This is a genomic window from Scytonema sp. NUACC21 (genome assembly GCF_054684315.1).
In genome coordinates, this window is record NZ_BAAFZH010000011.1 from 1 (window position 1) to 11,190 (window position 11,190).

6 protein-coding genes and 9 pseudogenes are annotated in these 11,190 nt (G+C 43.8%); 7 read left to right on the forward strand and 8 right to left on the reverse strand.

The genetic code is table 11. The annotated features are described in order from the left end of the window. Both ACYRY3_RS00590 and ACYRY3_RS00595 read left to right on the forward strand, forming a co-directional pair. The coding region (locus ACYRY3_RS00590) for a UDP binding domain-containing protein (protein ID WP_460199944.1) at window positions 1–491 on the forward strand (491 nt) is incomplete at its 5' end. Between the two features lie 12 nt (window positions 492–503). Continuing rightward, window positions 504–1,166, forward strand: coding sequence for an NAD-dependent epimerase/dehydratase family protein (locus tag ACYRY3_RS00595; protein ID WP_460199945.1), 663 nt, complete (start codon window positions 504–506; stop codon window positions 1,164–1,166). Here the strand turns inward: ACYRY3_RS00595 and ACYRY3_RS00600 are convergent. Further along, window positions 1,087–1,341, reverse strand: a pseudogene (locus tag ACYRY3_RS00600) (GTP-binding protein); the annotation flags it as partial. The gene ACYRY3_RS00595 and the pseudogene ACYRY3_RS00600 sit on opposite strands and share 80 nt — an antisense overlap. A gap of 332 nt (window positions 1,342–1,673) precedes the next feature. Here ACYRY3_RS00600 and ACYRY3_RS00605 point away from each other — a divergent pair. Further along, a complete protein-coding gene (locus ACYRY3_RS00605; protein ID WP_460199946.1) occupies window positions 1,674–1,910 on the forward strand; it encodes a hypothetical protein in 237 nt (78 codons plus the stop codon). A gap of 275 nt (window positions 1,911–2,185) precedes the next feature. Here ACYRY3_RS00605 and ACYRY3_RS00610 read toward each other — a convergent pair. From ACYRY3_RS00610 to uvrC, 3 genes and pseudogenes are all read right to left on the reverse strand, one after another. Continuing rightward, window positions 2,186–3,055: pseudogene (locus tag ACYRY3_RS00610) on the reverse strand (homocysteine S-methyltransferase family protein); the annotation flags it as partial. A gap of 25 nt (window positions 3,056–3,080) precedes the next feature. Further along, on the reverse strand, window positions 3,081–3,275 hold the full coding sequence (locus ACYRY3_RS00615) for a hypothetical protein (RefSeq protein ID WP_460199947.1): 195 nt from the start codon (window positions 3,273–3,275) through the stop codon (window positions 3,081–3,083). Between the two features lie 77 nt (window positions 3,276–3,352). Continuing rightward, window positions 3,353–4,393 (reverse strand): annotated as a pseudogene (gene uvrC, locus ACYRY3_RS00620) (excinuclease ABC subunit UvrC); the annotation flags it as partial. On the opposite strand from uvrC, the pseudogene ACYRY3_RS00625 reads away from it, so the two are divergent. Together ACYRY3_RS00625 and ACYRY3_RS00630 are read left to right on the forward strand one after the other, a co-directional pair. After that, window positions 4,391–5,332 (forward strand): annotated as a pseudogene (locus ACYRY3_RS00625) (pentapeptide repeat-containing protein); the annotation flags it as partial. The pseudogenes uvrC and ACYRY3_RS00625 overlap by 3 nt on opposite strands. A gap of 555 nt (window positions 5,333–5,887) precedes the next feature. Beyond that, window positions 5,888–6,655: pseudogene (locus ACYRY3_RS00630) on the forward strand (DNA-methyltransferase); the annotation flags it as partial. Here the strand turns inward: ACYRY3_RS00630 and ACYRY3_RS00635 are convergent. The 3 genes and pseudogenes from ACYRY3_RS00635 to ACYRY3_RS00645 all read right to left on the reverse strand — a co-directional run. Further along, window positions 6,633–6,746 (reverse strand): annotated as a pseudogene (locus ACYRY3_RS00635) (LON peptidase substrate-binding domain-containing protein); the annotation flags it as partial. The pseudogenes ACYRY3_RS00630 and ACYRY3_RS00635 overlap by 23 nt on opposite strands. Before the next feature lie 223 nt (window positions 6,747–6,969). Then, a complete protein-coding gene (gene rpsJ, locus ACYRY3_RS00640) occupies window positions 6,970–7,287 on the reverse strand; it encodes a 30S ribosomal protein S10 (RefSeq protein ID WP_008232935.1) in 318 nt (105 codons plus the stop codon). Between the two features lie 180 nt (window positions 7,288–7,467). Further along, window positions 7,468–7,767 (reverse strand): annotated as a pseudogene (locus tag ACYRY3_RS00645) (EF-Tu C-terminal domain-related protein); the annotation flags it as partial. Between the two features lie 23 nt (window positions 7,768–7,790). Between ACYRY3_RS00645 and ACYRY3_RS00650 the strand changes: the two are divergent. Further along, window positions 7,791–8,912, forward strand: a complete 1,122-nt coding sequence (locus ACYRY3_RS00650; RefSeq protein ID WP_460199948.1) for a UDP-N-acetylmuramoyl-L-alanyl-D-glutamate--2,6-diaminopimelate ligase — start codon at window positions 7,791–7,793, stop codon at window positions 8,910–8,912. On the opposite strand, the pseudogene ACYRY3_RS00655 reads toward ACYRY3_RS00650, so the two are convergent. After that, a pseudogene (locus ACYRY3_RS00655) lies at window positions 8,904–10,046 on the reverse strand (elongation factor G); the annotation flags it as partial. The gene ACYRY3_RS00650 and the pseudogene ACYRY3_RS00655 sit on opposite strands and share 9 nt — an antisense overlap. Before the next feature lies 1 nt (window position 10,047). Between ACYRY3_RS00655 and bchN the strand changes: the two are divergent. Then, window positions 10,048–11,043: pseudogene (gene bchN / locus ACYRY3_RS00660) on the forward strand (ferredoxin:protochlorophyllide reductase (ATP-dependent) subunit N); the annotation flags it as partial. Between the last annotated feature and the right edge of the window lie 147 nt (window positions 11,044–11,190).

Below are 11,190 nucleotides of genomic sequence, written 5' to 3' on the forward strand. Positions count from 1 at the left end.
GTATTGGCGTAGATCCTTATTACCTAGCACAGAAAGCTATGGAAGTAGGTTATCATCCGGAGATCATTTTGGCAGGTAGACGTTTAAATGATGGTATGGGAGCCTATGTTGCAAGTGAGGTAGTGAAATTGATGATCAAAAAGGGAATTCAGGTAACGAATAGTAAGATACTGATAATGGGCTTTACTTTTAAAGAGAATTGTCCGGATGTTCGTAATACAAAAGTGATCGACATTATTACTGCACTAAAAGAATACAATCTCAGTTTGGATATTGTAGATCCTTGGGCTAACCCAGACGAAGTTGAGCATGAATATGGAATTCGAACCATTCAAAAATTGGATGACGGTGCAGCTTACGATGCAATTGTTGTAACTGTAGCTCACAAAGAATTTAATTCGGCAATGGTAAAACATCATAGAAAGGCACACAGCGTTGTGTTCGATGTGAAATCGATCATGGAAAAAGAAATCGTTGACGCTCGTTTATAAACCGTACACACTATGTATACTACACAGTTTCACAATAAAGACATTAGTAATTCTAGCTTTTTAGTTACCGGTGGTGCCGGATTCATTGGATCAAACATCGTTGAATACTTGATTCGGTATGGCGCAGGCAAAGTTCGAGTGCTGGATAATTTCGCTACCGGTTCGCTGGATAATATAAAAACTTACATGTCACTTCCGAATTTTGAATTGATTGAAGGTGATATTCGTGACTTTGCTACTTGTCAGAAAGCGGTTGAGGGAATGGATTATGTTTCGCATCAGGCTGCCCTTGGGTCTGTTCCTCGTTCAATTGCCGATCCAATTACTAGTAATGATGTGAATGTAAGTGGCTTCTTGAACATGCTAACAGCGGCGCGAGATGCAGGTGTAAAGCGAATGGTATATGCTGCCAGTTCGAGTACCTATGGTGATCATCCCGGCTTACCCAAATTTGAAGACAGGATTGGGAATCCTCTTTCGCCCTATGCAGTAACAAAATATGTGAATGAGTTGTATGCGAATGTATATTCAAAGACTTACGACTTCCATACCATTGGGCTGCGTTATTTCAATGTGTTTGGCCCAAGGCAGAATCCCCTGGAGTATCAATCAGGTTCAGGACGTACATTTGACCGTCCTTTGCCTTATAGTTCATTCGGGCAGCTTGCAGCTTAATAGTAATGCCGCGCTCCCGTTCAAGATCCATGTTGTCGAGAAATTGTTCCTTCATTTCCCGCTGATCCACAGTTCCAGTCACTTGTAACAGGCGGTCAGCGAGGGTAGATTTCCCGTGGTCTATGTGAGCAATAATACAAAAGTTGCGAATGCGAGCTGCGGGAACGTCAGTCATATACTTCTTTGCTTTAAAGGCAACAAGGAATAAAAGAGCAATATACTTAACGTATTGTAATGCTTTCTTAGCTCAGACGGCGAGGGGAGGAGGAAGGGAGTGAGGGAGAGAGTGAGGCAAACAAACAAATGACTAATAACCAAGGACTAATGACAAAGGACTAATTCACATTTTGAGAGATAATTTCTACCTAATGGAAGCAGTTAGAGTCGTACAATAAATAACTAGTGGGTTATGCAGAATTTAGGAGCGAGAAGCAACTTGCGATTCGTCCCGACCTCTAAATAAAACCACTTTGCAAGCCTTTGAAAACATATACAGTATATTACCCTATGAATATGCAAGAAAAAGCTACTGATGTGGAACAAAGACTAGCCGACAAGGTAGAAATAGCAATTCGCCTGGACTCGGAGTTATTGGAGCAAATTCAGCATTTAACTAACGATCCCAGTAAGGTGATTGAGGTGGCAATCCGCCAATGGCTCAGAGGTGATACGCCAAGAGATGATGAACTCACGCGCACGCCTGTGCGTAAACCCTTGCCGCCTCGCGGTGAATGGAACGATTAAGCGAAAAAAAGGTCAGAAAAAGGTAAAAATAGAGTAGATCGGGAGGATTAAAAAAATGTAAAATTTTACGTACTAAACGTCAGAACAACCCAAAATAGACGCTTGGCTGTGCTATAGCTGTAAAAATTTATGCCAAACTTTATGCAGCGACTAGCGAAATTTTATGGGGTTGCCCTTGATATGCGTCCAACTCGAGTCATGAGTATTACTGCTAAATCTCAACGGTCAAATCTATTGTCAACACATAGGGAAGCTAATATCAGTAACACTAATGGCACTTGGACACCTAAATCTTCAACAAAATGCATCAGTGACATCCTTAATTCCATAGGAGTCAAACGGTAGTAAGCTTGACCCCCGACGTTTTCCGGCAAACCAGCATTAGGAATACAGGAAACGATAAAAGGTGAATGTTCGGAAAGATACTTAATATGTGGTTTCATCAGATCTGGCCCTGTAGCACAGTTCAGACCGAGAATGTCAATCGGGTAGGGTTCCAAAATTGTCAGCACGGCGTTGATTTCCGTCCCTACCAGCATAGTGCCCATAGTCTCCATTGTAACGGAAACCATCAACGGACGGCGTTCCCCTTTCTTGGCAAAGACTTCTTCAATGCCATTGAGCGCTGCTTTGATTTGCAGCACATCTTGGCAAGTCTCAACTATAAATAAATCGACCCCACCATCAAACAGCCCTTCTGCTTGTTCGGCAAAGGAAGCTTTTAAGGTGTCAAAGTCGATATGCCCCAGCGTTGGGAGTTTGGTGGTAGGTCCCATTGAACCCGCAACAAATCGGGGTTTTTCTGGGGTATAAAATTCCGCAGCGACACGCTTTGCCAGTTCTGCCGCCGCTTTGCTGAGTTCATACGCTTTGTCTGCCAAGTCGTATTCTGCCAAAACAACGGAGGTACCGCCAAAGGTATCTGTTTCAATAACATCTGCACCTGCGGCAAGAAAGTCTCGATGAACTTTTGCCACAGCTTCGGGTTTTGTGAAAACGAGGTATTCGTTACAACCTTCGTACTGTGCCCCGCCAAAATCCTCAGCCGTGAGGTTTTGGGTTTGCAAGTTGGTTCCCATCGCCCCATCAAAGACAATAACTGGGCGAGAGGGACTGTGCAAGCGTTCCAAGAAGGGATGAGTCATATTTTGCTCAAGAAATTTGGGACAGTCAAAATTTTGTTCGACTTAATATACTATTTTCTTCAATTTTTCGTATTTCGGAAGTGTTAGATGTCATCACGGTTGCATAAACATTCCGTAAGATGCCGATTTCGTACCCCCGTAGGTTGGGTTGAGGAACGAAACCCAACACATCGCCGATTTCATACCCGTAGGTTGGGTTGAGGAACGAAACCCAACACATCGCCGATTTCAGGTAATGGGTAAATTAGTAATGAGGTTCCTCAATTATTAATTACCCATCACTTTTTTTAACGACCTTTAAGCGGGATGGAAATAGTCATAAATCTCTTGTGCTAAACGCGGACCAATACCCGGAACCTCAGCAATCTGTGCGGGTGTAGCTTGTCGAATATAATCAACCGAGCGGAAATGCCCTAAAAGTTGCTTTTGTCGGTGATGCCCCAAACCGGGAATTTCATCTAAACGCGATCGCTTCAACTTATCGCTACGCTGCTGTCGGTGAAAACTCACAGCAAACCTATGGGCTTCATCCCGCAATCGTCGCAACAGTTGCACTCCTGGTTGTTCCGGTTCGGTTGCCAAAGGTTGAGACTCTCCCGGTAAAAAAATCTCCTCGCGCCGTTTCGCCAAACTCACAACTCGCAAGTCTTCCAATAAATTCATTTCTTGCAAAACAGCAACAACAGAAGATAACTGACCTTTCCCACCATCGATCGTAATGAGGTCGGGCCAATCAGGATTTCCTTGACGAGGTAATTGCGGATCTTCAGCATATTTTCGGAAGCGACGCCCGATGACTTCAGCAAGACTGGCAAAATCATCTGAATGTCCGATTGTCACTGTCGGATTTTTAATTTTGTAATGGCGATAGTGTTGCTTTGCTGGCAAACCATCAATAAACACAACTTGAGAAGCAACAGCATTTGACCCTTGGATGTGGGAGATATCGTAACCTTCTATACGATGGGGTAACTCGGGCAAATCCAAAATAGCGGCTAAATCTTGTATTGCTTCAGCGTTGGTTTCGCCCAATTTTTGCATCCTTTGCAATTCGTATTGAGCATTTCGTTCTACCATCTCAATTAACTCTGCCTTGACTTGTCGCTGGGGGGTCAAAATAGCCACTTTCCGCCCCTTTCGCTGAGTCAAAACATCTGCCAATATTTCCCCATCGGGCAACTCATACTGTACCAAAATCTCAGTAGGAATTTCTACTGGGTCTGCCATTTGATAATGTTCTTCTAAGACTCGTTGCAATATAGCCCCTAGTTCAGCATGAGCATCCGCAACAAATGCCAAACGTCCAACCAACTGACCGGCACGAATTTGGAATAATTGCGAGAAAATTCTGTCAATCGACAAGAGGAGGAACCTTCGGAAAAAACAGTAAAAATTCATACAGATATTCAAGCTGCTCTGACTGTTATCGGTAGACGTAATGCCGATAAAGACCTCCCCGACCAAAAAATTGATTTGCGGAATGCTGACATTCAGGGAGCAGACCTGCACAAAGCAAACTTGCACCAAGCAGACCTGCGGGGAGCAGACTTATGTGAAGCTGACTTACGCGGAGCCGATTTGTCCAAAGCAGATTTGGAGAATGCAAAACTAGAAGGGGCTATTTTGTACGAAGCCAAACTGCAATCAACTAACTTGAAGGAAGCTAACCTTTCAGGAGCAAATTTAAATCGAGCTTGGGTATGTGGAGCTAACCTGCGTGCAGCCAACCTATCCGGAACAAGTCTGCGTGGTGCTAACTTACAAGGAGCCAACCTTTATAAAGCTAATTTGTGCGGTTCAAATTTAAAAGTCGCCAACTTACAAGGGGCTAAGCTATTTCTTGCTAATTTACACGGGGCAAAACTTGGTAAAGCCAACTTGCAGGGAACGGGTTTGATTGGAGCCAATTTGCAACAAGCAAACCTGAATGGAGCCAATTTGCAAATGGCAAACTTGAATGCAGCTAAACTACAGTATGCTGAGGTGTTTTTTGCTAATTTGAGCGAGGCTAGCCTCCGAGAAGCTGACCTTAACGGAGCAAACCTTATGGGAACTAACTTACAATTGGCGATTCTTGATGAAGCTAACCTTTGTGGAGCAAACCTCATAGGAGCTAATCTGGATATGACAAACTTAAGTGATGTCAAACTAGATGGAGCTATCCTGACAGGGGTGAAGAATTTGGAACCGCATCAGGTTACAGTGGCTTCAGGTGATGTTACCACTCGCGTGCCGGAAAATGTCGAGCTACCACAAAATTGGACGCAAATCGGCTAAGTTATAGCAACTCACAAGCGCGATCGGCTGTCTCACAATTGATTTGGATTGTATATAGAACAGGGTGCGTCCCTTATTTCATCTCTTAATAAATAAGCAAGCAAAATAAGTAGGTCGGTAAGAAAAAAAGTAACTGGTGAGGGTCGTCCTTAGTCATTTGTCATTGGTCATTAGTAAGGGTTTTTCAACGAGCAATTTATTGACCGTTTTTGATGGAATTTTGCATTGAAGAGCATCGATAGCCCACAGACCTGATTTTTTGCTCCAGTCATAGAGCGGGTTTCAGCCTTTACTTTAGTAGTTCATTTGTTCGCGCCCCAAGGGCTGGCAGTGCCCACCCTACTAATACTTGCGACACCGCCTTAGTTCTGGTTTCTTTTCTCTGGGGTAAGCGCGATCGCATTAGAGCTAATGTACTATTATTGACGCAGATACTTGGTAAGTTACCCTATGAGCCAGCAAAACGATTAAAAAAATAGCAAACAGTTGGAAAACTTATGCTTCTATGAATAATGCTGTCATAGTGGAGCGTATATTAGTACTAGCAAAGTTTATATGAGACTTAATTGTAATCCTTACTACGAAACAAAATTCGGTGCTGCTTATTTGGGAAACAGTTTAGAATTAATGGCAGGTATTCCCGATGAAAGTATTGACCTGATTTGCACGTCTCCACCGTTTGCACTAGTTCGTAAAAAAGAATATGGAAATGTCGATGCCGATGAATATGTTGAATGGTTTAAAGATTATGCAGTACAGTTTTACCGTATTCTTAAACCGACAGGGTCACTAGTTATTGATATTGGCGGTAGTTGGATTAAGGGGATGCCAGTTCGTTCTCTTTATCACTTTGAATTAGTTGTTTCTCTGTGCAAAGCAAAAGAAAAAGGCGGACTTGGCTTTTATCTAGCACAAGAATTATATTGGTATAATCCAGCAAAACTCCCTACCCCGGCTGAATGGGTGACAGTTCGCAGGGAAAGAGTTAAAGATGCGGTAAATACAATTTGGTGGCTATCAAAGGAACCACATCCTAAGGCTAACAATAGAAGGGTTTTAAAACCTTACAGCAATGCAATGAAGAACCTTCTCAAGAATGGTTATAAACCTAAAGTTAGACCTTCAGGTCACGATATTTCCGATAAATTTGGAAACGACAGAGGAGGGGCTATTCCCCCAAATATTATTGATGGACGTTGCAGTGCAGATAAAGAAGAAATAGGACAACCTTTTCTGCCTCAAGAAATTTTATCTGAAGATTTAGCCCAACCCGTAAATGTAATTTCTGCCTCAAATACTGCTTCCAGCGAAATTCAAAGATGTGCAGGGGCAGTTGTCTTGTAGGGAACAGAACTACTTCCGGTAACGGGAACAGAGGTAGTTCGCAAACAGCAATTTTAGAAGTTGATGTCATTGTGTCCTAGGTATAAATTTATGTATCTTAAATAAATAATGTCGTCTGCTTTTCCCGTATTTTTTATATTCTATCATTTTGCATCTCAACCAAATAAAAAGCCCTGAAGAAATCTTTCTCAGGGCTTTGTTATTTTTGATACTTTTTTTCCCGTTAATGGTTAGTAGTTAGTGGTTAATATGATTCTTTATAAGACTACTAACTAACAACTACTAACTGATAATTACAATTTAACTTCAATATCCACGCCGGATGGTAGATCCAGTTTCATCAAAGCATCGATAGTCTTGGAAGAAGGCTGATAAATGTCAATAATCCGACGATGGGTACGAGTTTCAAAATGTTCTCGCGAATCTTTATCTACGTGGGGAGAGCGCAACACACAGTAGATTCGGCGCTTTGTTGGTAGGGGAATCGGTCCGATAGCTGTCGCATTAGTACGGTTAGCTGTATCTACAATCTTCTCGCAAGATGTATCCAGCAAGCGACGGTCAAAAGCTTGTAGGCGAATTCTAATCTTTTGCTGCTGTAGTGTTGCCATGTTTAATTGTCCAGGTTCTGATTGGGTTGGTTAGTGGTTAGTGGTTAGTGGTTAGTAGTTAGTAGAACAATTAACGACTAACGACTAACGACTAACTATTAACAATTTATCGAGGGACGCTAAAAAAGCAGAGATGTATTATACCATCTCTGCTCCTTTTTTAGTTAAGGTGCAAAGGTACTATTTGAGGATTTTGGAAACGACACCAGCACCGATGGTACGACCACCTTCACGAATAGCGAAGCGCATACCTTGCTCGATCGCGATCGCGTTGATCAGTTCAACAGTCACTTTAATGCGGTCACCGGGCATAACCATTTCTGCCGCACTGCCATCATCACTGGTGAAAGATTGGATGGTACCGGTTACGTCGGTTGTCCGAACGTAGAACTGAGGACGGTAGCCAGGGAAGAAGGGTGTTTTGCGACCACCTTCTTTTTCTGTCAACACGTACACTTCACCTTCAAATTGGGTGTTCGGTTAAAGGACCGACCGATATTCCTGTGGCTAAGATTGAATTTGATTCCCGCAAAGTTACTTCGGGGGATGTGTTCGTAGCCTTACGCGGGACACTAGCCAATGGACATGATTTTATAGAAAAAGCAATCACTTTGGGTGCTGTAGCGGTGGTATGTGATACGCTTCCCGAAACGCTTTTACCTCATATCACCTATATCCAAGTGGCCGATACCAATACGGCTTTGGCATGGATGGCGAATAACTTTTATGATAATCCTTCCACCAAATTACAATTGGTAGGCGTAACGGGAACAAATGGGAAGACAACCATTGCAACACTGTTGTATCAATTGTTTAAAAAAGCCGGATTCAAAGTCGGATTGCTTTCCACCGTAAAAGTGATGGTTGATACCCACGAGTTTCCAGCCACACATACCACGCCCGATTCCCTTACCATCAACCGGTATTTGGCTGAAATGGCCGAGGTGGGATGTGAATATTGTTTCATGGAAGTTAGTTCCCATGGGGTACACCAAAAACGAACCGAAGGATTGGTGTTCAAAGGAGGTGTTTTTACCAACTTAACCCATGATCATTTGGATTACCACAACACTTTCGCAGAATACCGTGATGTGAAAAAATCATTTTTTGATCATTTGCCCAAAACTGCTTTTGCACTCATCAATACCGACGATAAAAATGGTGCAGTTATGGTTCAAAACACCGGGGCCCGAACCCTTTCGTATGCCTTGAAATCTATGGCCGATTACAAAGCACAGGTGTTGGAAAATCAGTTGTCGGGGTTGCTTTTAAAAATCAACGAGCAAGAAGTATGGGTCAAATTAATCGGATCCTTCAATGCCTACAACGTTTTGGCCATTTATGGGGTTGCCATTGAGTTGGGACTCGAAAAATCAGAGGCTTTACGCCTTTTGTCTGAATTGGAGAGGGTTTCAGGACGCTTTCAGTTTGTGGTTTCGCCCAACCAAATTACAGCGATTGTCGATTATGCACACACGCCCGATGCCTTAGCCAATGTGCTGAAAACGATTGGCGACATTCGCACCCGCAACGAACAATTGATAACCGTAGTGGGGTGTGGTGGCGATCGCGACAAAACCAAGCGTCCGATTATGGCCAATATTGCCGCAGAACATATCGCGTAACATCCGGTCTACCAGAATTTCTAGGTGAAGCTCACCCATACCTGAAATTACGGTTTGGTTGGTTTCAGGATCGACATAGACGCGGAAGGTTGGGTCTTCTTCCGACAGAGATTGCAGAGCTTTGGACAGCTTGTCCATGTCGTTCTTGGTCTTGGGTTCAACCGCCACCGATATCACAGGCTCGGGAATATACAGGGATTCCAGAATGACTGGTGCATTGTCATCACATAGCGTGTCACCTGTCAAGGTATCTTTCAATCCCAAAGCTGCTCCCAAATCGCCGGCTCTGAGTTCTTCAACGTCAAGCCGCTCATCCGCTTTTAACACCACCAAACGAGAAATCCGTTCTTTCTTTCCTTTGGTAGCATTGAGAACGTAACTGCCCTTCTTTAGAACACCAGAATATACGCGAACGAAGGTCAGACGACCATAGGGGTCTGCCATGATTTTGAAAGCTAACGCTGAGAGGGGTTCGTTATCGTCAGCACGCCGTTCAACAGTTTCACCAGAAGATACTGTACCTTGAATTGGTGGTACGTCAATTGGTGCGGGTAGGTAATCCACTACTGCATCCAATAGCAACTGTACGCCTTTGTTTTTGAATGCGGAACCACAAAGCATCGGCACGATCGTACCTGCAATTGTGCCTTTCCGCAGCGCTGTGCGAATTTCTTCTTCAGTAAGTTCTTCACCCTCGAAGTACTTGTTCATCAGCTCATCGTCAGTTTCCGCTACTGCTTCAATCAGCTTGGTGCGGTACTCTTCCACTTGAGCTGCCATATCTTCGGGAATGGTTGTTTCCTGAATATCAGTTCCTTGGTCATTGGTGTAGATGTATGCGATCATCTTCACCAAGTCAACGATCCCTTTGAAATCACTTTCACTGCCTATAGGCAACTGAATGGGAATGGCATTTGCCCGCAGGCGATCGCGTACTTGATCGTAAACTTTATAGAAGCTCGCGCCCGTGCGATCCATCTTGTTAACAAACACAATGCGAGGCACTTTGTAGCGCTCTGCTTGACGCCATACAGTTTCTGTTTGGGGTTGCACGCCTCCTACAGAACACAGCACTGTAATAACACCATCTAGCACCCGCATGGAACGCTCTACTTCTATTGTGAAGTCTACGTGTGCTAACGGTTTAGACTACGCCTTTACCCAAGGGGAAGACACGGTGTTAGCTGCAATGGCGGCGCGTTGTCCGGATAAAGCCCCTGTAGTAGAAGCTGAGAAAGAAGAGCGCAATGGCATTAAAAAGCTGCTCAATTTTGGTAAGAAAAAAGAAGAGGTTGCCAAGGAAGAATCTGAGTATGCGGATCACCTACCTCTGGTGCTTTTTGGCTCTCTTCCCGATCCCGTCGTCACTCAATTAACCCTAGAACTTAAGAAGCAAGGTATTAAAGTTTCTGGTTGGCTACCTTCCAAGCGCTTTACCGAACTTCCCGTTATTGAAGAAGGGTATTACGTCGCTGGTGTCAACCCCTTCCTCAGCCGAACTGCGACTACCTTAATGCGTCGTCGCAAATGCAAGCTGATTGGCGCACCTTTCCCTATCGGACCTGATGGTACCCGTGCTTGGATTGAGAAAATCTGCTCGGTGTTTGGCATCACTCCCAAAGGATTGGATGAACGGGAAGCCCAAATTTGGGAAAGTTTAGAAGATTATATAAAACTGATTCGCGGCAAATCCGTCTTTTTCATGGGCGATAACTTGCTGGAAGTTTCCCTAGCAAGATTCTTGGTGCGGTGCGGTATGACCGTTCCTGAAGTAGGTATCCCTTACATGGATAAGCGCTACCAAGCTGCTGAACTGGCATTGTTAGAAAAGACTTGCCAAGAAATGGGTGTACCTCTGCCCAAGATTGTGGAAAAGCCGGACAACTACAACCAAATTCAGCGCATTTACGAATTGAAACCCGATTTGGTGATTACCGGTATGGCTCATGCTAACCCCTTGGAAGCAAGGGGTATCAACACCAAGTGGTCTGTCGAGTTCACCTTTGCTCAAATTCACGGCTTTACCAATGCGCGTGATATTCTTGAGTTGGTCACTCGTCCTCTGCGCCGGAATAACAACCTCAAAGATTTGGGCTGGGATAAGTTGGTGAAGGAAGAAGCTAAGATTTAGAAAATAAATTTAATATTTAAAACCCCGGTTTGTTCAAGAAACTGGGGTTTTTTTGTTATCAAACTCGCATTTGGTATGAAACTGAGGAAGTCTTTGATAGTGAACAGCCAGTGCGTTGCTCTCTTTAAGCGCGTTGAAGCACAGGAG

Excerpts from the sequence above, each read along its gene's own strand:
- ACYRY3_RS00605 (WP_460199946.1), top strand. The coding sequence starts at position 1,674 with ATGAATATGCAAGAAAAAGCTACTGATGTGGAACAAAGACTAGCCGAC.
- ACYRY3_RS00615 (WP_460199947.1), bottom strand. The coding sequence starts at position 3,275 with ATGTGTTGGGTTTCGTTCCTCAACCCAACCTACGGGTATGAAATCGGC.
- ACYRY3_RS00595 (WP_460199945.1), top strand. The coding sequence starts at position 504 with ATGTATACTACACAGTTTCACAATAAAGACATTAGTAATTCTAGCTTT.
- rpsJ (WP_008232935.1), bottom strand. The coding sequence starts at position 7,287 with ATGGCAACACTACAGCAGCAAAAGATTAGAATTCGCCTACAAGCTTTT.